General features: G+C 73.9%; 21 protein-coding genes and 2 pseudogenes. 18 read left to right on the top strand and 5 right to left on the bottom strand.

Features of this window, described 5'->3' with window-relative positions:
- Positions 1–8: 8 nt before the first annotated feature.
- From GEV43_RS12465 to GEV43_RS12405, 14 genes and pseudogenes are all read left to right on the top strand, one after another.
- Positions 9–551, top strand: a complete 543-nt coding sequence (locus tag GEV43_RS12465) for a hypothetical protein (protein ID WP_160820825.1) — start codon at positions 9–11, stop codon at positions 549–551.
- Positions 552–677: 126 nt separating this feature from the next.
- A complete protein-coding gene (locus GEV43_RS12460) occupies positions 678–1,442 on the top strand; it encodes an ABC transporter permease (protein WP_160824485.1) in 765 nt (254 codons plus the stop codon).
- 3 nt (positions 1,443–1,445) lie between these two features.
- The gene (locus tag GEV43_RS12455; protein WP_160820824.1) at positions 1,446–2,282 is read left to right on the top strand and encodes an ABC transporter permease; all 837 of its coding nucleotides are present in this window, start codon (positions 1,446–1,448) and stop codon (positions 2,280–2,282) included.
- 106 nt (positions 2,283–2,388) lie between these two features.
- The gene (locus tag GEV43_RS12450; RefSeq protein ID WP_309239605.1) at positions 2,389–3,645 is read left to right on the top strand and encodes an MCE family protein; all 1,257 of its coding nucleotides are present in this window, start codon (positions 2,389–2,391) and stop codon (positions 3,643–3,645) included.
- The gene (locus tag GEV43_RS12445; RefSeq protein WP_160820823.1) at positions 3,642–4,682 is read left to right on the top strand and encodes an MCE family protein; all 1,041 of its coding nucleotides are present in this window, start codon (positions 3,642–3,644) and stop codon (positions 4,680–4,682) included. The genes GEV43_RS12450 and GEV43_RS12445 overlap by 4 nt, the downstream gene beginning before the upstream one ends.
- A pseudogene (locus GEV43_RS12440) lies at positions 4,679–5,752 on the top strand (MCE family protein); the annotation flags it as partial. The gene GEV43_RS12445 and the pseudogene GEV43_RS12440, both read left to right, overlap by 4 nt.
- A gap of 85 nt (positions 5,753–5,837) precedes the next feature.
- Positions 5,838–6,866 (top strand): MCE family protein, encoded by a 1,029-nt coding sequence (locus GEV43_RS12435; RefSeq protein WP_160820822.1) that lies wholly within the window; start codon positions 5,838–5,840, stop codon positions 6,864–6,866.
- A pseudogene (locus tag GEV43_RS12430) lies at positions 6,863–7,738 on the top strand (MCE family protein); the annotation flags it as partial. The gene GEV43_RS12435 and the pseudogene GEV43_RS12430, both read left to right, overlap by 4 nt.
- Before the next feature lie 202 nt (positions 7,739–7,940).
- Complete coding sequence (locus tag GEV43_RS12425) at positions 7,941–9,083, top strand: MCE family protein (protein ID WP_241682877.1); 1,143 nt, start codon at positions 7,941–7,943, stop codon at positions 9,081–9,083.
- 109 nt (positions 9,084–9,192) lie between these two features.
- Positions 9,193–9,765: a hypothetical protein gene (locus tag GEV43_RS47215; RefSeq protein WP_175249946.1), complete on the top strand. Its 573-nt coding sequence runs from the start codon at positions 9,193–9,195 to the stop codon at positions 9,763–9,765.
- A 14-nt stretch (positions 9,766–9,779) separates the two neighbouring features.
- Complete coding sequence (locus GEV43_RS12420) at positions 9,780–10,274, top strand: hypothetical protein (RefSeq protein WP_175250034.1); 495 nt, start codon at positions 9,780–9,782, stop codon at positions 10,272–10,274.
- 10 nt (positions 10,275–10,284) lie between these two features.
- A complete protein-coding gene (locus tag GEV43_RS12415; RefSeq protein WP_175250033.1) occupies positions 10,285–10,848 on the top strand; it encodes a hypothetical protein in 564 nt (187 codons plus the stop codon).
- An 11-nt stretch (positions 10,849–10,859) separates the two neighbouring features.
- Complete coding sequence (locus GEV43_RS12410) at positions 10,860–11,429, top strand: hypothetical protein (protein WP_175250032.1); 570 nt, start codon at positions 10,860–10,862, stop codon at positions 11,427–11,429.
- Positions 11,430–11,482: 53 nt separating this feature from the next.
- Positions 11,483–12,118 (top strand): nucleotidyltransferase domain-containing protein, encoded by a 636-nt coding sequence (locus GEV43_RS12405; protein ID WP_160820821.1) that lies wholly within the window; start codon positions 11,483–11,485, stop codon positions 12,116–12,118.
- Here the strand turns inward: GEV43_RS12405 and GEV43_RS12400 are convergent.
- Positions 12,115–12,918, bottom strand: a complete 804-nt coding sequence (locus tag GEV43_RS12400; protein WP_160820820.1) for an alpha/beta fold hydrolase — start codon at positions 12,916–12,918, stop codon at positions 12,115–12,117. The genes GEV43_RS12405 and GEV43_RS12400 overlap by 4 nt on opposite strands.
- Positions 12,919–13,109: 191 nt before the next feature.
- Between GEV43_RS12400 and GEV43_RS12395 the strand changes: the two genes are divergently transcribed.
- The 4 genes from GEV43_RS12395 (at position 13,110) to GEV43_RS12380 (ending at position 18,147) form a co-directional block, all read left to right on the top strand.
- The gene (locus tag GEV43_RS12395; protein ID WP_160820819.1) at positions 13,110–13,541 is read left to right on the top strand and encodes a hypothetical protein; all 432 of its coding nucleotides are present in this window, start codon (positions 13,110–13,112) and stop codon (positions 13,539–13,541) included.
- A 647-nt stretch (positions 13,542–14,188) separates the two neighbouring features.
- Positions 14,189–15,421, top strand: a complete 1,233-nt coding sequence (locus GEV43_RS12390) for a helix-turn-helix domain-containing protein (protein ID WP_309239604.1) — start codon at positions 14,189–14,191, stop codon at positions 15,419–15,421.
- Positions 15,422–15,432: 11 nt separating this feature from the next.
- Positions 15,433–16,200, top strand: a complete 768-nt coding sequence (locus GEV43_RS12385) for an SDR family oxidoreductase (protein WP_160820818.1) — start codon at positions 15,433–15,435, stop codon at positions 16,198–16,200.
- A gap of 159 nt (positions 16,201–16,359) precedes the next feature.
- A complete protein-coding gene (locus tag GEV43_RS12380; RefSeq protein WP_160820817.1) occupies positions 16,360–18,147 on the top strand; it encodes a GMC oxidoreductase in 1,788 nt (595 codons plus the stop codon).
- 37 nt (positions 18,148–18,184) lie between these two features.
- On the opposite strand, the gene GEV43_RS12375 is transcribed toward GEV43_RS12380, so the two are convergent.
- From GEV43_RS12375 to GEV43_RS12360, 4 genes are all read right to left on the bottom strand, one after another.
- A complete protein-coding gene (locus GEV43_RS12375; RefSeq protein WP_160820816.1) occupies positions 18,185–18,982 on the bottom strand; it encodes an acyl-CoA thioesterase domain-containing protein in 798 nt (265 codons plus the stop codon).
- Between the two features lie 90 nt (positions 18,983–19,072).
- Positions 19,073–20,461: a dipeptidase gene (locus GEV43_RS12370; protein ID WP_206681145.1), complete on the bottom strand. Its 1,389-nt coding sequence runs from the start codon at positions 20,459–20,461 to the stop codon at positions 19,073–19,075.
- The gene (locus tag GEV43_RS12365) at positions 20,458–21,150 is read right to left on the bottom strand and encodes a hypothetical protein (protein WP_160820815.1); all 693 of its coding nucleotides are present in this window, start codon (positions 21,148–21,150) and stop codon (positions 20,458–20,460) included. Before GEV43_RS12365 ends, GEV43_RS12370 begins: the two co-directional genes overlap by 4 nt.
- A gap of 27 nt (positions 21,151–21,177) precedes the next feature.
- A complete protein-coding gene (locus GEV43_RS12360) occupies positions 21,178–22,539 on the bottom strand; it encodes an APC family permease (RefSeq protein WP_160820814.1) in 1,362 nt (453 codons plus the stop codon).
- Positions 22,540–22,599: the final 60 nt, after the last annotated feature.

Genomic DNA, 22,599 nt, shown 5'->3' with positions numbered 1-22,599 from the left:
AAAAAGACATGATACGGCGACTGGTCTGCGGGGTCGTCCTCGCTTCGGTGACCGCCACGTCGGTGGCGGGATGCAGTGACGACTCGGGCGACGACAAGCCCACCAAGGCGCAACTCGCCTGGGCCGGACGGATCTGTGGAACGGTCAAGCAGAGCGGCGCGACGCTGAGGTTCCCGACCGTGGACCCGAAGAACGGCCCGAAGTCCAAGTCCTCCATCGTCAAGTTCCTCCGCGACCTGTCGGGGTCGCTGAAGGCCCAGGAGGCGACGCTGCGCGCGGCCGGGGCCCCGCCCGTCGACGGGGGCCGGGCGGGCTACGACACCGCGCTCGCCAACCTCACCAAGGTCGGCCAGGAGGTCGGCGCGACCGCCGATGCGCTCGCGAAGGCCAAGGTCAAGGACAAGGCGACGCTCACCAGGTCGCTCACGGACGTCGGCCAGAAGCTGGCCCGCTTCAACTCCTACCAGGGGCCGACCAAGGACCTGCGCGCCAATCCCCGCCTCGGCGCCGCGTTCGACCAGAGCTCCGATTGCCAGCGCCTGGGCACCTGATCGCCGAACGGGATTCCGCAGTCAGGTGACAAGACACCTGAATGTCGTCGGCTGTTTAATCTGTTCCGCTCCCAGTAACCCACGCTAAAAGGAGGGAGGTCGGCCGTGGCTACGCCTGTCATCGCCATTCCGGCGAGCGCGCTGCGCGAGTCGGGGCGGATGTTCGCGCTCGGCATCTCGGTGTTCGGAATGATGTTCCGGCGCCCGTTCCAGTTCCGCGAGTTCGTGGAGCAGTTCTGGTTCATCGCGAGCGTGACGATCCTGCCGACCGCGCTGGTGTCCATTCCGTTCGGCGCGGTGACCTCGCTCCAGGTCGGCTCCCTCACCCAGCAGTTCGGCGCGCAGTCGTTCACCGGGGCGGCGAGCGTGCTGGTGGTCATCCAGCAGGCCAGCCCGATGATCGTGGCGCTGCTGGTGTCCGGCGTGGCGGGCTCGACGATCTGCGCCGACATCGGCGCCCGCAAGATCCGCGAGGAGCTGGACGCGATGGAGGTGCTCGGCGTCTCGCCGGTGCAGCGCCTGGTCGTCCCGCGCGTGCTCGCGTGCGTCGCGGTCGCGTTCCTGCTGAACGGCCTGGTCTCGGTCGTCGGCGTCGGCGGCGGCTACTTCTTCAACGTGCTGATGCAGGGCGGCACCCCCGGCGCGTACGTGGCGAGCTTCTCCGCCCTCGCGCAGCTCCCCGACATCTACGTGGGGGAGGCGAAGGCGCTGCTGTTCGGGTTCGTCGCCGGCGTCGTCGCCTCGTACCGGGGGCTGAACCCGAAGGGCGGGCCGAAGGGCGTCGGCGACGTCGTCAACCAGTCGGTCGTCATCACGTTCCTGCTGCTGTTCATGCTCAACCTCGCGATCACGGCGATCTACCTCCAGGTCGTCCCGCCGAAGGGGGGCTGAGCGATGAGTCTGCTCACCGGGGTCCGGGCCGGGCCCGTCCGCTGGTTCCGCTTCCTCGACCAGCCCGGCGACCAGGGCACCTTCTACGTCAGGTCGCTGCTGTGGACGCCGCGCGCGCTGCGCCGCTACCGCCGCGAGGTGCAGCGGCTCCTCGCCGAGGTCGCGTTCGGCAGCGGCGGGCTCGGCGTGATCGGCGGGACGATCGGCGTGATGGTCGCGATGACCCTCGCGACCGGCGTCGTCGTCGGCATGCAGGGCTACTCCGCGCTCCAGCAGATCGGGACCTCGGCGTTCACCGGGTTCGCCTCCGCCTACATCAACACCCGCGAGATCGCGCCGGTCGTGTCGGGCCTCGCGCTGTCGGCGACGGTCGGGGCCGGGTTCACCGCGCAGCTCGGCGCGATGCGGATCAGCGACGAGGTGGACGCCCTGGAGGTCATGGGCATCCCGAGCCTGCCCTACCTGGTGACCACGCGGATCATCGCGGGCGCCGTCGCGATCGTGCCGCTGTACGCGATCGGCCTGCTCTGCGCGTTCGTGGCGTCCCGCGAGGTGACCGTCCTCGTCAACGGGCAGTCGGCGGGCACCTACGACCACTACTTCGGGCTGTTCCTGTCGCCCGTGGACGTGATCCTCTCGTTCTTCAAGGTGCTGGTGTTCAGCGTGCTGGTGATCCTCTCGCACTGCTACTACGGCTACCGCGCGGCCGGCGGCCCTGCCGGGGTGGGCCAGGCCGTCGGCCGCGCGGTCCGCACCTCCATCGTGCTCATCAGCGTCAGCGACTTCTTCTTCAGCCTGGCGGTGTGGGGCACGACCACCACGGTGAAGGTGGCCGGATGAGCGCGCCGACGCCCCCGCCGCCGGCGGCCCCGCCGGACGCCCCGCGGGCCCGGGCGCCGCGGCTCCGCGCCGCCGGGCGCGGCGGCGGACCGACACCTCCGGGCTGGTGCGCAGGCGGCTCGCCGGGGTCGGGTTCCTGCTGGTCCCGCTGCTGCTGGTCTGGGTGTCGATCGCCCAGTACAACAAGTCGTTCACCGACGTGTCGTGGGTGACGCTCCGCACCGCGAGCGCGGGCAGCGAGATGCACCCGCACGCCGACGTGAAGCTGCGCGGCGTCGTCATCGGCGAGGTCCGCGACGTCTCGTCCGACGGGAGCACCGCGACGCTGCGGCTGGCGATCCAGCCCGACAAGATGAAGCGGCTCCCCGCGAACGTGTCGGCGCAGCTCCTGCCGACCACGCTGTTCGGCCAGCGGTTCGTGGCGCTGGTGCCGCCCGCGCAGCCCGCGACCGCACGGCTGACCGCGCACAGCGTGATCGACCAGGACCGTTCGGCCAACGCGATCGAGCTCCAGCGCGTGATGGACAACCTGTACCCGCTGCTCACCGCCGTCCAGCCCGCCGAGCTGTCGGCCACGCTCACCGCGGTGTCGCAGGCGCTCGACGGCCGCGGCGAGCAGCTCGGCCGGACGATGGTCGAGCTGGACGCGTACCTGAAGAAGATCAACCCGAGCGTGCCCGCGCTCAACCGGAGCATCAGGGAGCTGGTCTCGGTCAGCCGCGCGTACGACGAGGCCGCGCCCGACATCCTCCAGGCGCTGAACGACTTCTCCTACACGAGCCGTTCGATCGTCCAGCAGCGCGGCGACCTCGCCCAGCTCTACGCGTCGGTGACGGACGCGTCGCAGGGGCTGTCGGACTTCCTGCACGAGAACTCCGCCAACCTCATCCGGCTGTCGGCCGAGAGCCGCCCGACGCTCGGGCTGCTCCAGAAGTACTCGCCCGAGCTGCCGTGCACGCTGAAGATGCTGAGCGACTTCGTGCCCGTGATGGACGAGGTGCTCGGCAAGGGCACCAAGCACCCGGGCCTGCACGTCAACGTCAGCACGCTGCCGTCCAAGGGCCGCTACCTCCCGGGCCGGGACCGTCCGCGCTACACCGACCGCAGCGGGCCGCACTGCTACTCCGTGCCGTACGGCGCGGCGGGCACGCCGTCCGGCGCCGCCAAGGCGGCCCCGGCGAACGCCTCCACGCCCGTCGCCGTGGCGCCCGGCGGGCTCGGCCTGCCCAACTCCCCCGAGGAGAACCGCCTGGTCAACGAGCTGCTCGCGCCCGACCTGCACGAGGTCCCCGAGACGCTGCCCGACTGGAGCAGCGTCCTCGCGGGCCCGATCTACCGGGGCACGGAGGTGAGGCTCAAGTGAGGCGCAAAGGGCTGACCGGCCCGATCGTCAAGTCGCTGGCGTTCGTCGCGGTCACCGTGGTCGCGACGGCGATGCTGGCGCTCAGCATCACCCAGTTCGGCGGCGGCGGAACGGCGTCGTACAAGGCCCGGTTTACCGACGCGTCCGGGCTGCGCGAGGGCGACAGCGTGCGCGTCGCGGGCGTCGAGGTCGGCCGGGTCGGCGAGATCCACGTCGTGGACCGCCGGACGGCGCGGGTGTCGTTCACCGTGGAGAACGGGCGGCGGCTGCCGGCCACCTCCACCGCGACGATCAAGTACCTCAACCTGATCGGGCAGCGGTACGTCGAGCTCGGGCAGGGCACCGGCGCGCCCGGCACGCTGAAGCCCGGCGCGACGATCCCGGTCGAGCGGACGACGCCCGCGCTCAACCTGACCCAGCTGTTCAACGGGTTCCAGCCGCTGTTCCAGGCGCTGTCGCCGAAGGACGTCAACCAGCTCGCCGGCTCCATCGTGCAGGTGCTCCAGGGCGAGGGCCCGACCGTCGAGGGCCTGCTGTCCACGGTCGCGTCGCTGACCAGCGGCATCGCCGACAAGGACCGCGTGATCGGGGAGGTCATCGGCAACCTCAACGAGGTGCTCGACACGGTCAACGCGCGCGGCGACAACCTGGACGACCTGATCGGCACGCTGCGCCGGCTGGTGTCGGGCCTCGCCGCCGACCGCCGCCCGATCGGGGAGGCGATCACCGCGCTGGACGACCTCGCGAGCACCACCACCGGTCTGCTGAAGGACGGCCGCGAGCCGCTCAAGCGCGACATCGCGCAGCTCGGGCGGCTGTCCACCAACCTCGCCGACGACTCCCCGACGGTCGACTCGTTCCTGAAGACGCTGCCGGTGAAGATGGCGACGATCGGGCGCATCGGGTCGTACGGTTCCTGGCTCAACCTCTACCTGTGCGAGGCCGCCTTGACCGGCGCCGAATACAAGCAGTACCCGGGCGAGAACCACCCGCGGCCGACGGGCGTGCCGCTGACCGCCGAGAGGTGCGGCAAATGACCGGCCCGAAGGACGGCGCGAAGGACGGCGCGAAGGCCCCCGGCAAGCCCGCGGGCAAGGCCCCGGGCAAGCTCGCCGGCGGCAAGACGCCGGACGCCAAGGCGGCTCCAGGCGCCAAGGCGCGGCCGCGGCTGCGCAGGCCGAGGCTGAAGCCGATCCGGGAGCGCAACCCGATCCCGATCGCGATCATCTCGTTCGCGCTGATCTTCACGGTCGGGCTGCTGGCGTTCAACGCCAAGAACCTGCCGGTGATCGGCGGCGGCACCCGCTACACCGCCGACTTCAGCGAGGCGGCCGGGCTGCGCTCGGGCAACGAGGTGCGCGTCGCCGGCGTGAAGGTCGGCGAGGTCACCGGCGTCCGGCTGAACGGCGCGAAGGTGACGGTGTCGTTCCGGGTGAAGAGGACCTGGATCGGCGAGGCCAGCACCGTCGCGATCGCGATCAAGACGCTGCTCGGCGACAAGTACCTCGCGGTCGATCCGCTCGGGGCGCGCAAGCAGAACCCGGACAACCGCATCCCGATCGGCCGGACGACGTCCCCGTACGACGTGACCAAGGCGTTCGAGGACCTCGCCGGGACGGTCGGGCAGCTCGACTCGGCGAAGCTCGCGCAGAGCCTCGACACGATCTCCACGACGTTCGCCAAGACCGCGCCGAGCGTCCGCAACGCGCTGTCCGGGATCTCGGCGCTGTCGAAGACGATCTCCTCGCGGGACGCCGAGCTGTCCCGGCTGCTCGCCAACACCCGGGAGGTGTCGGGCACGATGGCGGGCCAGAGCGCGAACGTCGAGGCGCTGCTGCGCGACGGCAACCTGCTGCTGGGCGAGATCAGCCGCCGCCGCGAGGCGATCCACGGGCTGCTGACGGGCGCGCAGGCGCTGTCGCGGCAGATCAGCGGCCTGGTGGACGACAACCAGCGGCAGCTCGACCCGACGCTGCGCGCGCTCGGCCGCGTCACCGACCTGCTCCAGAAGAACCAGGACAACCTCGACCGGGCGCTGAAGATGGCCGGGCCGTACACCCGCCTGCTCGGCAACACGCTCGGCAACGGGCGCTGGATGGACGGCTACCTCTGCGGGCTCGTCCCGAAGGAGTACCTGCCGCCGGGCACGCCCCCGAGAAGGGCTGCAAGCCGCCCAAGAAAGGCGGCAAGTGATGCTGCGCCGGCTCCTCGGACCAGCCGCCCTGATCGCCGCGGGCCTCGCCGCCGCCGTGGCGGCCGTCGTCGCCCTGGTCGTCGCGACCGGTCCGGAAGGCACCCGGATCACCGTCTTCTTCAACGACGCGGTCGGCATCTACAAGGGCTCCGACGTCCGCGTCCTCGGCATCAAGGTCGGCTCGGTCGACCGCGTGCACGCCGAGGGCACCCGCGTCCGCGCGGTGATGACGGTGGACCACGAGGTGAAGATCCCCGCCGGGGCGAAGGTCGTCGCGGTCGCGCCGAGCCTGGTCGCCGACCGGTACGTCCAGCTCACCCCCGCCTACACCGGCGGCCCGGCGATGGCGGCGGGCGCGGTGATCCCGGTCGAGCGGACCGCGACGCCGATGGAGCTCGACAAGGTGTACGACAGCATCCGCAAGCTCGCCTCCGACCTCGGCCCGAACGGGCTCAACAAGAACGGCGCGCTGTCGAAGGTGCTCGGCACCGGCGCGGAGAACCTCCGGGGCAACGGCCAGGACATCCGCACCACCACCGAGCGGATGGCGCAGGCCGCCAAGACCCTGTCGGGGTCGCAGAAGGACCTGTTCGCCACCATCCGCAACCTCCAGACGTTCACGACCATGCTGCGGCAGAACGACGGGCAGGTGCGGCAGGCCGAGCGGCAGCTCGCGGACGTGACCGAGTTCCTCGCCGCGGACCGGCACGAGCTGGACGCCGCGCTGCGGGCCCTCGCCGACGCGCTCGGCAAGGTCAAGGTCTTCATCCACGACAACCGCGCGCAGGTCAGCGCCAACGTCGCCAAGCTCGCCAAGATCACCCAGACGCTGGTGGACCAGCGCCGCTCCCTCGCCGAGGCCCTCGATGTGCAGCCGCTCAACGCGACCAACGTCCTCAACGCCTACGACCCGAAGACCGGCTCGCTGATGGGCCGCGGCGACCTGAACGAGCTCATGCCGCTCCCGGTCACGGGCCGGGCGCAGGGCACGCGGGGCGCGTCCGGCGGACAGGAGGCCACGCCATGACCGGCCCGTTCGGCAAGGCGGCCGCGGTCGCCGGGCTCGCGTCGCTGGCGCTGGGCGGCTGCGGCTTCAACGGGGTGAAGGACCTCCCGCTGCCCGGCGGCGCGGACCTCGGCGACCACCCCTACACGGTGCGGGCGCGGTTCGCGAACGTCCTCAACCTGGTCCCGCAGTCGGCGGTGAAGGTCAACGACGTCGCGGTCGGCCGCGTCACCAAGGTGTCGGTGCCGGTCAACGGCTGGAGCGCCGAGGTCACCATGAAGGTGAACGGCAAGGTCAGGCTGCCCGGCAACGCGTACGCGCAGCTCCGCCAGTCGAGCCTGCTGGGCGAGAAGTTCATCCAGCTCAGCGCGCCCGACGCCGACCACGGGCCGGGCGCGCCCGCGTCCGCCGCGCCCGCCGGGACGCTCGCCGACGGCGCGCTGATCCCGATGGCGCGCACCAACCGCAACCCCGAGGTCGAGGAGGTGTTCGGGGCGCTGTCGATGCTGCTGAACGGCGGCGGCATCGCGCAGCTCCGCACGATCACCGTGGAGCTCAACCGCGCCCTCGGCGGGAACGAGCCGGAGGTCCGCTCCCTGCTGGAGCAGGCCGAGCGGCTCGTCGGCGATCTGGACGCCAACAAGAAGGGCATCACCGACGCCATCGACGGCCTGAACCGGCTGTCGGCGACGCTCCGCGACCGCAAGCAGCAGATCGGCGTCGCCATCGACGACATCGCGCCCGGCCTGAAGGTGCTGGAGGAGCAGCGCGGGGCGCTCGTCCGGATGCTCGACTCGCTGGACGAGCTGTCCGGCGTCGCCGTCACGACCGTACGGCGGAGCAAGGACGACATCATCGCCGACCTGAAGGCCCTCGAACCGACGCTGCGCAAGCTGTCGGACGCCGGGCACGACCTCCCGAAGGCCCTCCAGGTGCTGCTGACCTACCCGTTCACCGACGCGGTGCTGCCCGCGGTGAAGGGCGACTACCTCAACGTGTACCTCTCGGTCGCCGCCGCGCCGGGCACCGAGATCGTCCCGCCGATCACGCCGCTGCCCTCGGTGGGCGGCGCCGCCAAGCCAACGCGGGGGACTGATGCTCACGCTCGGTACCAGGATCAAGAACCTCGTCTTCGTCGTCGTCGGGCTGCTCGCGATGGCGTACGTCGGGTTCAACTACGCCGACCTCGGCGGCTACGTCGGGTTGCGCAACTACTACGTCGTCAAGGTGGACCTCGCGACCGCCGGCGGCCTCGCCCGCAACGCCGACGTCACCTACCGGGGGACGTCGGTCGGGCGGGTCGGCGACCTCACCCTGACGGGCGACGGCCTGCACGCCGACCTGCGGATCAAGAAGTCCGCGCCGAAGATCCCGGCCAACACCAAGGCCGTCGTCGCGAACCGATCGGCGATCGGCGAGCAGTACATCGACCTGCGCCCGGTGACCGACTCGGGCCCGTACCTCAAGGCCGGCGCGATCGTCCCGCGCTCGGCCACGCAGACCCCCGCGCCGGTCACCGACCTGCTGACCAGCGTCAACAGCCTCGCCCAGTCGGTCCCGACCGACTCGCTGCGCACGGTCGTCGCCGAACTCGGCCGGGCGTTCGCCGGGCAGGGCCCGAACCTCCAGGTGCTGCTCGACAGCGGTGGCAAGTTCACCCGCGAGGCGAACGAGAACGCCACGCCGACCAAGCGGCTGTTCACCGACGCCGAGACCGTCCTGCGCACGCAGAACGAGGAGTCGGGCGCGCTGAAGTCGTTCGGCCGCAACGCGAAGCTGCTCTCGCAGCAGCTCCGCGCGTCGGACCCGGCGTTCCGCAGGCTGGTGTCCACGGCGCCCGGCGCGGCGTCCGAGTTCGCCGGGCTCGTCCGCGACCTCGACCCGTCGATGGGCGTGCTCGTCGCGAACCTGCTGACCACCTCCGACCTGCTCTCGACCCGTTCGCCCGGACTGGAGCAGCTCCTCGCCAAGGTGCCCGCCGCCGTCGCCGCCGGGATGTCGGTGGTCGAGGACGGCCGCCTCAACTACGGCATGGTCACCACGTTCTTCAACCCCGAGCCCTGCACGCGCGGCTACGGCGGCACCAAGTACCGCAACGGCCTCGACACCTCGCGCGGGCCCGCGCTCAACACCTCAGCCCAGTGCGCGATGCCCGCCTCCAGCGGCGTCAACGTGCGCGGCGCGGCGAACGCCCCCGCGGCTCCGTGCCCGCCCCGGCCCGCCCCGGGTCGGTGCTGAGCGCCGCCGCGGCCGGGGCGCCGCTGCCGGGCGCGCTCGCGCTGCCGGGGCTCCCCGCGGGCCCCGGCCCGGTCGGGATGAGCGGCCTGCTCGGCCTGGGAGGGCGCTGATGGCGACCGCCGAAACGACGGCCGAGTCCACCGGCTCCGACGCCCCCGACGCCCCCGCCCGTCCGGCGCGCCCGCTGCTGGCCGGGTGGGGCGTGGTCGGCTGGGCCGCGATCGTCCTCGCCGCCGCGTTCCTCGCCTGGGCCGCGTGGCCCGGCGGGGACGGCGCGAAGGACGGCCCGGCGCGCGACCGCGACACCGTGCTGCGAACGGCCCGCCAGCAGATCGCGACGCTCAACACGATGGACCGCGCCAACGCCGACGCGGGCCTGCGCGCCTGGCTCGGCGCGTCCACCGGCCCCCTGCACGACCAGCTCCGGCGGGACGAGCCGCAGAGCCGCGCGAAGATCCAGAAGGCCCGCACCAGCGCGGCCGGAACGGTCACCGACGCCGCGGTCCTCTCGCTCGACACCGCGACGGGCCGCGCGAAGGTCATCGCGGCCGTCCGGGTCCGCCTCACGCCGGAGACCGGCGCGCCGAGCGACCAGCGCAAGCGCTTCGAGGCGGGGCTCAGCCGGACGCCCGCCGGATGGAAGCTCGAATCGCTCACCGCGATCCCGGCGGGCGCGCGATGAAGGGACCGCTCGCGATGAGAGGGCTGCTGAAGCCGTTCGCCATCGCCCTCGCGCTGCTGCTCGCGGGCGTCGCCGTCATGGCCGTACGAAGCGGCGGCGGCGAGGAGGAGCCGTCGGACCGTTCGGCCCTGGACGGCGTCGCCACCAACCTCGTCACCGGCGACGTCTCCTCCGCGCTCACCCAGGTGTTCACCTACACCGCGACCGACACCGCCACCGCCGAACGCGCCGCCGCCGAGAAGCTCACCGGCTCCGCCGCCGCGCAGTACAGGACGGTGTTCGGCCAGGTGAAGCGGCAGGCCCCGGCGCAGCGCGTCGCCCTGTCCACCCGCGTCGTCCGCGCGGGCGTGACGTCCCTGACCGGCGACACCGCCCGCCTGCTGGTCTTCCTCGACCAGACCACCACGCGCGCGGGCGCCGCCGCCCCCGCGCCCGCCGCCGCCCAGCTCGCGGTGACCGCCACCCGCCGGGACGGCCACTGGCTGATCTCCGACATCCGGTCCCGCTGAGGGAGGTCCGATGCCCGACACCCTGACCCGAGGCGCCGCCCGCCGAGGCCCGCGCGCCCCGCTCGCCTCGTTCGACCCGGTCCCGAGAACGGCCACCGCCATCGCCACGCTCGCCGCGCTCTTCGCCGCCTGGGCGGGCTGGTCCTGGTACTCGGCCGCGAACGACGGCTCGTTCGGCTACTCCCGCACCCGCGACGAGGTGCTGCGCAGCGGCGAGCAGGCCGTCCAGAACCTCAACACCCTCGACTACCGCGACGTCGGGACCGGCCTGAAGACCTGGCAGGACTCCACCACCAGCGGCCTGTACGACCAGATCACCCAGGGCCGGGCGGGCTTCGAGGACAGCGTCCGCAAGGCCCGCACGGTCACCAGCGCCCGCGTCCTCGAAGGCGCGGTGTCGGAGCTGGACGAACGGTCCGGCAAGGCGAGCGTGATCGTCGCCCTCCAGATCACCGTCACCCCGCCCGGCGGCGCGCCGGTCACCAAGCAGAGCCGCATGGTCGGCGAGCTCGCCCGCACCTCCTCGGGCTGGAAGCTCAGCGACCTCGGCCAGGCCCCCATGGGCACGAGCTGAAAGGCACCGGCATGGCCGCGCTCGACTCCCGCAAGGCCCTCGACGCCCTCAACGCCACCCGGTGGCGGCGGAACGTCCGCTCTCCCGTCGCCCTCGGCACGGCCGCCGCCGTCCTCGCCGCCGGCGGCGTCTACGCCTACCGCGAGGCGCGGCAGCTCCGCGACGACCCGTCCGCCCGCAACACCGCCCTCACCGACAGCGCCCGCACCAGCGAGGTGAAGGGCGAGGTCGCGGACATGGTCGGCAAGGTCTTCTCCTACAACTTCACCGACGGCGCGCGGACGGACCGGGCCGCGCGGACCCACCTCACCGGCGCCGCCGTCCGCCAGTACGAGTCGCTCTTCGGCAAGGTCCGCACGGACGCGCCGAAGGCCCGGACCGTGCTCACCACCAAGGTCACCGACAGCGCCGTCACCCTCCTGCGCGGCGACCGCGCGCGCCTGCTCGTCTTCGCCGACCAGCGCACCACGCGCCTCAGCGACGGCAAGGGCTCCTCCGCCGCCGCGATGCTCGCCGTCGACGCCGTCCGCCGCGACGGCCACTGGCGGATCACCTCCCTGGACACCTTCACCGGCCGCTGACCCACCGGACCACCGGACCACCGGGCCGGCCGCCGGTCGCTAGGCTCGGCGCCATGGGAGCCACCCGGATCGGCGCGCCGTACGGCCCCTGGGAGCCCGCCGACCCGGACGAGGCGGCCTCGCTCCTCTCGGCCCTGCCCGCCCCCTGGTGGATCGCGGGCGGCTACGCGATCGAGCTGGCCCTCGGACGGGCGGTCCGCTCCCACGCCGACCTCGACGTGATGGTGCTCCGCCGCGACCAGCGCCACGTGCAGGAGGCCCTCGCGGGGTGGGAGTGGTGGGCGGCGGACCCGCCGGGCACCCTGCGCCCGTGGGCGCGCGGCGAACGCCTGCCCGCGCGCGTGCACGACGTCTGGTGCCGTCCGGGCCCCGCCGCGCCGTGGCGCGTCCAGATCATGCTGGACGAGGCGAGCGGCGGCACGTGGGTCTCGCGCCGCGACCCGCGCGTCCGCCGCCCCGTCGCCGCCATCGGCGCGACCACCGCGGACGGCGTCCCCTACCTCTCGCCCGAGATCCAGCTCTTCTACAAGGCCGCGGGCACGCGCCCGAAGGACGAGACCGACTTCGACGCCGCCCTGCCCGCGCTGACCGTTCCGCAACGGCGCTGGCTGGACGGCGCGCTCGCCCTCGTCTCCCGCGACCACCCGTGGCGCCGCCGCCTCGCGCACGGGCAGGACACGCGCGGCTAGGACTTCAGGACCTCCCGGAGGACGTCGGCGAACTCCTTCGGGTGGCCCATGAAGCCGCCGTGGTCGCCGGGGAACTCCGTCGTGGACGTGCCGAGCCGTTCCGCGAGCGCCTCGGACGTCCGGTACGTGGACAGGCCGCGCGACTCCGCGCCGACGCCGACGACGACGCGGAACGGCCCGGCGGCGAGGGCGGCGAAGTCGGGGACGTAGGTGGCGGTCCCGAGCAGCTCGTGGCCGAAGAAGCGGGCGCCGTCCGCCAGGTCCTGCCCGGGGTCGTCGCCCGGCGGCGGGCCCGCGTCCTCGCCGCTGTCGAAACCGGCGGTGCTCATGAACCGCCGCCACGCGGCCACGACCCCCTCCCGGTGGAACGTCGCGACGAGCTCCTCGACTTCGGCGCGCTGCTCGGCCGCGTCGGGGAGCAGTTCCATGAGCGGCGGCTCGTGGGCGACGAGCGTCCGCACGCGCGCGGGATGGCGCGCGGCGAGCGCGAGGCCCGTCACCGCGCCGCCGCTGCTGCCGAACACGTCGGCGGACTCGGCGCCGAGCGCGTCCATGACGGCCGCGACGTCGTCCGCCCGCAGGTCGGGGGTGGAGTCCTCCTCCGGGTCGTCGAGGGGGCTGCCCGCGATGCCGCGCGGGTCATGGGTGACGACGGTGCGCTCGGCCGCGAGCGCGTCCGCCAGCCCCGCGAACGGCGCGGCGGGCATGGGCGAGCCCATGAGCAGCAGGAGCGGCCCCGAGCCTCGGATCTCGCAGTGCAGGCGCGCGCCTCGGACGTCGATGGTGCGGATGGTGGTCATCGCCGGTCGTCCTTCCGTGATCGGCCGTCCGCGATCGCGGGCGGCAGCGGTAAGACCGCGGCGAGCGGTGAAAGTCGTCGCACCCCAGGCAACTTCGGCACCCTCTCATACCATTACAGATAGTAGCTACCTGTGTTCGTAGGGTGATAGAAGGTGATGGAACGGTTTTCCTGTGGACGAAAGGAACCCCCATGCACGGCACCCTGCCATCCCGCTCGCGCCGCCTGCGCCGCTCGCTGCCCCTCGTCGCGATCGCCGCGTTGGCGTCGTTCGGCGCCCCCCTGCCCTCGGCCGCCGCCGACGTCGCACCGCCGCCCGTGTCCAATGCCGCCCCCGAGTCCGACACCGCGCCCCAGTCCGAGGGTGCGCCCCAGTCCGACACAGCGCCCGAGGCCGAGGGCGCGCCGGTGGCCCCCGTCGCCCCCCAGACCGACACCGCGCCCGAGTCCGAGGGCGCGCCAGAGGCCGAGGGCGCGCCGCAGGTCCCGGCCGCGCCGGACTCCGAGACCGCGCCCGAGTCCGAGACCAACCCCGCCCCAAGTCCATCCCGGACTCGGAGACGGCGCCCCTGTCCAACCCCGCCGCGCAGCCCGAGAACGCCCCCAGGGCTAGGAGGCGCGTAAGTCCGGCAGCCAGGCCGGCCCGAACGAGGGCCGCTGGGTACGCCACCGGTGCGACATGAAGGGCCGCTTGCCCCCATCCGCCACCTGTACGCCCAGCCCTGGCAAAGGAGATAAGGCCGAGCCCCGGCGCCGACACGGCGCGGGGGCTCGCGCCCGTCCACCCCCCCGGATCTCGCGGTCAGGGATCTGTGCGGCGCGGCCCGGCTCCGGAAAGGGTCCGGGCCGCGCGGTATGAGCGGGGATAAAGGCCGCCCGGAACGGGGTGGAAGGGGCTCGCTCCGGTGCCGATTGTCGTTCCGGCGGGCCCGTCTGCATTTCCGTCGCGGGCGTTGTCGCCGGCGACCGCATTGTGCGGGACGGCATGGGGCGCCGCCGAATTCGTTTTCCCGCAGGCGGACGGCGATGCGGCGAGCGACGCACGTAGCGGCGTGAACGCGCAGGGTGAGAGGTACGGCCTCCGGGCGGCATAGTGAACTGAACGGCGAGGCCGGGCGGTTCCCGGTTGGCAGCAAGCGGCCGTTTTTGTCAATCGGCTGAAAGAAGCCGTGGCGAATCAGTTCTGGCGGACACAATCGAAATCCGAGCCGATCCACGATGCTGGGGGCGCGTATCCAGGCGGGCCGGCGTCGGGCAGGGGGATTGGCGAGGTGACCCAGACAGAGATGGGCGTGCGGCTGGACGCCCGCGCGTTCGAGGCGGTCCCGGGATGGGTGGGGATGCGGCTGCGTCCCCACATCGACCGGGCGGCCGACGAGCTGCTGAACGAACTGGTGCTGGGCGGCTCGCTCACGGGGGAGGGCGAGGCGGGACGGGCCCGCGCGAGCATCGTCGCGGGCGTGCGGCACTTCTGCGACCTGGTGGAGGACCCGGGCGCCGGCTGGGAACGGATCGCGGCGTTCTACCTGCGGATCGGGCGGCAGATGGCGCGCGACGCCCGCGACCTGGAGGAGACGCACCAGGCGCTGCGCCGGTCGGCGCTCACGGCGTGGCGGACGCTCGCCACGATGACCGAGACGCTGGAGCTGGACCACGAGACGCTGAGCCTGGTCGGCGACGCGCAGTTCTGCTACATGGACGCGGTCACCGCCGTGATCGCCGAGGGGTACGAGGCGGAGCGCAGGCGCGCGGACGGCCTCGCGGACGAGGCGGCGGCGCGGCGGCGGACGCGGCTGCTGCACCTGCTGCTGGCCGACCCGCCCGCCGACCCGGAGATCGTCCACGCGCTGGCGGCCGAGGCGCGCTGGCCGCTGCCGCGCACGGTCGCGGTGGCGGTCGTGCGGCAGCGCCGCGACGAGGCGCCGAGGACGCGGCGGCCCGTTCCGGACGGGCTGCTCGCCGACTTCGGCGCGCCCGAGCCGTGCCTGCTGCTGCCCGACCCGGACGGGTGCGGGCCCGGCCCGGCCGAGCCGCTGCTGCGCGACTGGGTCGTCGCGGTCGGGCCGACGGTGCCGACGCGGCGGGCCGCGGAGTCGCTGCGGTGGGCGCGGGAGACGCTCGCCCTCGCGGGCCGGGGCGTGATCCCGGACGCGGGCGTCATCCGCAGCGCCGAGCACGTCCCCACGCTGATGATCTTCCGGGCGGAGGAGCTGATCGACGACGCCGCCACGACCCGGCTGGCGCCGCTCAGCGCCGTCCCGCCCGCCCGGCGCGAACGGCTCGCCGAGACGCTGCTCGCGCTGCTGGAGCACAACTTCAACGCCGCCGACGCGAGCCGCCGGCTGCGCGTCCACCCGCAGACCGTCCGATACCGGCTCCGCCATCTCCAGGACCTCTTCGGGGACGACCTGCGGGATCCGCGCCGGTGCCTGGAGATGGAGCTGATCCTGCACGCCCGCATGGTCAACCGCACCGCCGCGGGCGGGCGGGCCGCCGCCGAGTGAGAGGACGCCACGTGGACCTGTTCGACCTGACCGGAAAGATCGCCCTCGTCACCGGCGGCACCCGGGGGATCGGGAGGATGATGGCGCGCGGCCTGCTGGAGGCGGGCGCGCGCGTCTACATCAGCTCCCGCAAGGCCGACGCGTGCGCCGCGGCCGAACGGGAGCTGAAGGAGTTCGGGCAGGTCACCGCCGTCCCGGCGGACCTGTCCACCGAGGCCGAGTGCCTGCGGCTCGCGACCGAGCTGACCGCGCGCGAGGAGGAGCTGCACGTCCTGGTCAACAACGCGGGCGCGACGTGGGGCTCGCCGATCGAGGAGTTCCCCGCGTCGGCGTGGGACAAGGTCGTCGACCTCAACCTGAAGTCGCCGTTCTTCCTGACCCGCGCGCTGCTCCCGCTGCTGGAGGCCGCCGGCACGCACGACGACCCGGCCCGCGTGATCAACGTGGGCAGCATCGACGGGATCCGGGTGCCGCCGCTGCCGACGTACTCCTACTCGGCGAGCAAGGCGGGCGTGCACCAGCTCACGCGGGTGCTGGCCCGCGAGCTCGGCCCGCGCCACATCACGGTGAACGCCGTCGCGCCCGGACCGTTCGAGTCGAAGATGATGGCGGCGACCCTGGAGGCGTTCGGCGACGTGATCTCCGAGACCGCGCCGCTGCGCCGCATCGGCCGCCCCGACGACATGGCGGGCATCGCGGTCTACCTCGCGAGCCGGGCGGGGGCGTACGTGACCGGCGCGGTCATCCCGGTCGACGGCGGCATCAGCATCGTCGGCTGAGTCCTTTGTCACCGCGGTGACAAAGGACGGGCCGAAACGTTGCGTCACGCATGTGGCGCTCAGCGTCACGGGCCCCGATAGTCGGGGACCCGGGTCCCTCGCGCCCCCGCGAGGGACCCGGTCCCTCGTACCCCCGACGAGCGAGAGTGGTGGTGGCTCATGACCGGGCCGGCCGGCGGTTCCCCCGACCTCGACTTCGACGTGGTCGTGGTCGGGTCCGGGTTCGGCGGCAGCGTCTCGGCGCTGCGGCTGGCCGAGAAGGGCTACCGGGTGGCGGTGCTGGAGGCCGGCCGCCGCTTCGACGAGAGCACGCTGCCGAAGACGTCGTGGCGGTTCCGCCGGTACGTGTGGGCGCCGCGGCTCGGGATGCGCGGGATCCAGCGCATGCACCTCGTGCGGGGCAAGGCGGGGGTGCTCGTGCTGGCGGGCGCGGGCGTCGGCGGCGGGTCGCTCGTCTACGCCAACACGCTGTACGTGCCGCCCGAGCCGTTCTTCAAGGACCGGCAGTGGGCGCACATCACCGACTGGCAGGACGAGCTGAGGCCGCACTACGAGCGGGCCCGGCGGATGCTGGGCGTCGTCACCAACCCGCTCGTCACCCCCGCGGACGAGGCGATGAAACGGGTGGCCGAAAGGATGGGCGTCGGCGAGACGTACCACCCGACGCCGGTCGGCGTGCTGTTCGGCGAGCGGCCGGGCGAGGAGACGGGCGACCCGTACTTCGGCGGCGCCGGGCCCCGCCGCACCACCTGCACCGCGTGCGGCTCCTGCATGATCGGCTGCAAGGTCGGCGCCAAGAACACCCTGGTCAAGAACTACCTGCACCTCGCCGAACGGGCGGGCGTCCAGGTCGTCCCCGACACCGCGGTCACCGCGGTCACGCCCCGCGCGTCCGGCGGCTACGACGTCCGCGTCTCGCGCGCCCGCGCGCTGCCGGGGCGCCGCCGCCGCACGCTCACCGCCGGGCAGGTCGTCCTCGCCGCCGGGACGTACGGCACCCAGCAGCTCCTGCACCGCATGCGCGCGTCGGGCGACCTGCCGGGCCTGTCGCCGCGCCTCGGCGAGCTGACCCGCACCAACTCCGAGGCGCTGCTCGGCGTGGAACGGCTCACCGGATGGCACCGCGACGGCGACCTCGACCACAGCCGCGGCCTCGCGATCACCTCCTCGTTCCACCCGGACGAGAACACCCACATCGAGCCCACCCGCTATGGGCCCCGCGACGGCGCGATGGGCGCGATCCGCACGCTGCTCATCGACGGCGGCGGGCGGACGCCGCGCTGGGCGAAGTTCCTCGGGCAGGCGGCCCGGCACCCGACGGTGATCCTGCGCGGCCTGTCGCTCAAGGACTGGGGCAAGCGGACGATCATCGCGCTGGTCATGCAGACCAAGGACAACTCGGTCACCGTCACGCAGCGGCGGACCCTGCTCGGCCGCCGCCGCCTCACCGCGGGCCAGGGCATCGGCGAGCCCAACCCGACGTGGATCCCGATCGCGCACGACGCCGTCCGGATGCTCGCGGACGAGCTGGACGCGACGGCGGGGGGCACGTGGTTCGACCTGTTCAACATCCCGACGACCGCGCACTTCATCGGCGGCTGCGTCATCTCCGACTCGCCCGAGACCGGCGTCATCGACCCGTACCACCGCGTGCACGGCCACCCCGGGCTGCACATCGTGGACGGCTCGGCGGTCACCGCCAACCTCGGCGTCAACCCGTCCCTGACGATCACCGCCCAGGCCGAGCGCGCGATGTCGTTCTGGCCCAACAAGGGCGAGCCCGACGCGCGGCCCGCCCCCGGCTCGCCCTACCGGCGCCTGACCCCGGTCGCGCCGAACGCCCCGGCCGTGCCCGCCTCCGCGCCGGCCGCCCTGCCCTGGCCGCGCCGCAAGGACGGCGGCGCTCCGGAGGAACCCCCGCCCACCCCGGCTCCCGCCCGCAACTGAACGTCCGCCGCGCGGTGCGGGTTCAGGCGGTGCGGGTTCAGGCGGGGCGGAGCAGGGCTTCCTGGGCGATGGACGCGACGAGCACGCCGTCCTCGGTGCGCATCGTTCCGAGCCCGAGGCCGCGGGCGCCGGAGTTGGTGACCGGGTCCACCGAGTACAGCAGCCACCGGTCGGCGCGGGCGGGCCGGTGGAACCACATCGCGTGGTCGAGGCTGACGGCCGTGCCGAGCCGTCCCCTGGAGCCGGGCGCGATGATGCTGCTGACCACGGCCATGTCCGACACGTACGCGATCAGCGCGGCGTGCAGCCCGGGATCGTCGCCGAGCGGCTCCTCGAACCGCACCCAGAACGGGTGCGTGATCGGGAAGCCGTCCGGCCGCGGCGGGGCGACGAGGCGGATGTCGAACCCGTGCGGATGCCGGAACAGCGACGGCAGCCCCATCGGCTCCAGCTCGTCCGGCGGCGGTACGCCGGGCGGCGCGGGCGGCGACCAGTCGCGGCCGGGCTCGGGGTCGTGGAACGACGCGATCAGCTCGAAGATCGGCTTGCCGCCCTGGGCGGCCGTGACGTGCCGGGTCGAGAACGTCCGGCCGTCCCGTACCCGCGCCACCTGGAACAGCACCGGCTCGTCCGGGACGCCGGGGCGGATGAAGTAGGCGTGCAGCGAGTGCGCCGGGCGCTCCGCGCCGACCGTCAGGCACGCGGCGCGCAGGCTCTGCCCCGCGACCTGCCCGCCGAACAGCCGCTCGCGCCCGATCGACGGCGCCGTCACGGTGAAGGTGTCCTCATCGAGCGGTGTCAACGCGAACAACGTCTCCACGGTCGAGCCGCTCACGAACCCTCCCAGTCCCGTCCTACGGCCCGATCATCTCAAACGATGACGGATGCCCGTACGACGGGACGGGGCCCAGCGGCGGTGGGCGGCTCAGCCGCGGTACGCGGCGAGGAAGAGGGCCTCGGCGAAGGCGATGTGCTCGATCTCGGTCGGGTCGACGCTCTCGTTCGGCGCGTGGACGAGGCACTGCGGCTCCTCCACCCCGAACATCATGATCTCCGCCTCCGGATACGTCCCGGCGAGCACGCCGCACAGCGGGTCGGTTCCGCCCCGGCCCTGCGTGGTGGCCTTGCGGCCGTACGACACCTCCAGCGCGTCCGACATCGCGGCGTAGGCGGGCCCGTCGGTCCGGGCGCTGAACGGCGCGCCGGCCGCCTCCTTCTCGACCGTCACCCTGGCGTGCCACGGCGCGGCCGCCTCCAAGTGCTTGGCGAGCGCGTCGTACGCGGCGTCCGGGTCGGTGTCCGGCGGGATACGCAGGTCGAGGCGGGCCCGCGCGGACGGCTGGACCGCGCCCGCCGCCGCGCCGCCCGCCGCCCCGTCGCCCGTCCCGTTGACCGGGGGCGCGTCGATGCCGAGTACCGTGACCGCCGGACGGGCCCAGAGCCGGTCGGCGACCGTTCCGGAACCCGCCAGCCCGACCCCCGCCAGCACGCCCGCGTCGGTGCGGAACCGCTCCTCCGGGTACGCCACGCCGGGCCACGCCTGACCGGCCTCGATCCCGGCGACCGCCAGGTCGCCGCGCGCGTCGTGCAGGCCGCCGAGCATGCGGACGAGCGCGGTCAGCGCGTCGGGCGCCGGGCCGCCGAACCGGGCGGGGCGCACGGGCCCGTTCAGCGTGGAGACGGTGACGGTGAGGCCCGCGTCCCCGCGCAGCGCGGTGGTGAACGTCGGGATGCCGATCGCGAAGTTGCCCGAGTCGCAGAGCTGGACGGCGTCGGCGCGCAGCAGGTCGGCGTTGCGCGGGACGAAGTCCTCCAGCCCGCCCGCGCCCCGCTCCTTCGAGCCGTCCGCGACGAGCGTGACGCCCGCCGCGGGGGCGCGGCCGGTGGCGCGGAGCCCGCGCAGCGCGGTGAGGAGCGCGACGATGTTGCCCTTGCAGTCGGCCGCGCCGCGCCCGTACCAGCGCCCGCTCTTCTCGGTGAGTTCCCACGCCGGCGTGCGCCAGGCCGTCTCGTCCAGCTCGGGCAGCACGTCGTAGTGGCAGTACAGCAGGACGGTCGGCGCCCCCTCGCGGGCCGGGCGGCGCGCGACGACGGCGGTTCCGCCGTCCGGGGTCGCGTGCAGCTCCGCGCCGTCCAGGCCCTCCCGCTCGAACGCGGTCGCGACCCATCGCGCGGCACGCTCGCACTCCTCCGCCGGATACCGGTCGGGGTCCGCCACGGACCGGATCGCGACGAGCTCGGCCAGGTCCGCCTTCGCGCGCGGCATGAGGTCGCGGACCGCGCGCCTCAGCGTCGCGGCGTCGTGCTGGTTCACCGCCTGGTCGCTCCGAGCCTCAGGTCGCGCACCGCCTCGCCGAACGCGCCGGCCTCGGCCGGGCAGTACACCGACACGGCGACCGACTCCGCCCGCACGAGCCGCCGGTCCGCGATGACGGGACGGGCGCCGGGGCCGGGCGCGCCGTTCGACAGCCCGGCGCGGTGGCGGGCCTTCCCGAGCGCGGACGCCGGGTCGCGGCAGAGGAACCCGCCGTCCGCGCCGTACGTGCCGGTGATCGACCGCACCGGCGGGACGGGCAGCCCCGCGCGTTGCAGGCCGAGGGCCAGCTCGGCGGCCTTGGTGTCCGCGGCGTCGGCGCGCGCGTCGGGCGCCTTCTCGGTGAACGCGACGTAGCCCCACGCGCCGAGCCCGCCCAGGACGAGTGCCGCGGCGGTGTAGAGGAGCCGGCGCTTGCGCGGCGGGGCCCCGGCGGGCGGACCTCCGGGCCGGGCCCCGCCGTGCCCTTCGGACGATCCGCCGCCTCCGCCGCCGTCGGGCGGTCCGTCGCCGTCCGTACGGCCGCCGGACGTGCCGTCCGCGCCAGGACGGGCGAGGTGCGCGCCGAGCGTCGGCACGGCGCCCGCGCCCACGGTCGGCTCCGTGCGCGGCGGCACGATCCCGCCGGGCGGCGGCGTCCGGGTGAACGACTCGGCGGGCCGGTCCTGGGGTGTCTCCTGCTGGGTCATGGCTGGGCTCCGGGATGGCGGGAACGGTCAGGCGGGCTCGGGCGCGCCGGCGTCGTCGAGCTTCCAGCCCGGCCGGCGCAGCTTGAGGAACAGCAGCGGGACCAGCAGCCCGACGGCGCCCGTCCCGCCCGCGACGACCCCCGCGTAGACGAGCGGGTCGCCGCCGCCGAGCCGCGACGGCGCGACGAACCCGGCGGCGAACGCCGCGGCGGACGCGAGCAGGCCGAGGGCGCACAGCGCGTACAGGCCCGGGGCGCGGAAGCCGCGCCGGTGGCCGGGCTCGCGGCGGCGCAGCCGCGCCGCGGCGACGAACAGCAGCCCGTACATGATCAGGTACGTCTGGGTGGCCAGCGCCGACAGCAGCCAGTACGCGCCCGACACCTCCGGGACCAGCGCGTACAGCAGCGCGACCGGCGTCGTCGCCATGCCCTGGGCGACGAGCAGGTTGCGCTGCACGCCGTGCTTGTTGAACCGGGTGAGGAACGGCGGCAGGTAGCCCTGCTCGCGGCCGATCGCGACCAGGCCCTTGGACGGCCCGGCGAGCCAGGCCAGCATCGCCCCGAGCGCTGCGGCGATGAGCATCACGCCGAGCACCGGGGTCAGGAAGCCGAGGTCGAGGCGCTGGAAGAAGGCGTCGAACGTCTGCATCACGCCGGTGGTGAGGCCGAGTTCCGCGGCGGGCACGACCCAGGCGACCGCCAGCGCCGGAACGACGAGGATCAGCGGCACCAGCGCCGAGGCGAGCAGGACCGCCTTCGGGTACCCGCGGTCGGGCCTGCGCAGCGACGACACGTGCACGGCGTTCATCTCCATGCCGGCGTACGCGAGGAACGCGCCGGCGATCAGCACGAGGCCGGCCGTGCCCGTCCACGCGGGCAGCGCGTCCGCGGCGTCCATCCGCACGGCGGGCGCGTTGCCGTCCCCGAGGAACGCCGCGCCGAGCGCCACCAGCGCCGCGCCGGGCACGAGCGTGCCGACGAGGAGCCCGGCGCTCGACAGGCCCGCGACGGTCCTGGTGCCCTGCGAGGCGAGGTAGACGCCGGCCCAGTACACCGTGAGGATCACCGCCGCGACGTACGGCCCGTCGCTCGCCAGGGCCGGATCGACCAGGTACGCGAAGGTGCTCGCGACGTACGCCAGCAGGGTCGGGAAGAAGAAGACCGTCATGGCGAACTGGCACCAGACGGCCACGAAGCCCGCGGGCCCGGAGATGCCGCGCGCGACCCACCGGGCCACGCCGCCGCTCCACCCGGAGGAGAGCTCGGCCGAGACCAGCGAGACCGGCAGCAGGAACAGCGCGGCGGGGACCAGGTACAGCAACACCGACGCCGGTCCGTACGCCGCCATCGCGGGCGCCGTGCGCAGGCTCGCGACGGAGCCGGCCGTCATGAGCGCGAGCGTGCCCCAGGTGATGTACCTCGACGTCGCGGCCCTCGCCACCGGCGCCCG

The sequence above is a fragment of the Actinomadura sp. J1-007 genome, assembly GCF_009793335.1.
Classification (GTDB): domain Bacteria; phylum Actinomycetota; class Actinomycetes; order Streptosporangiales; family Streptosporangiaceae; genus Spirillospora; species Spirillospora yumaensis.
Note: the sequence above shows the minus strand (reverse complement) of the source record. Positions and strands in the feature narration are given on the sequence as shown.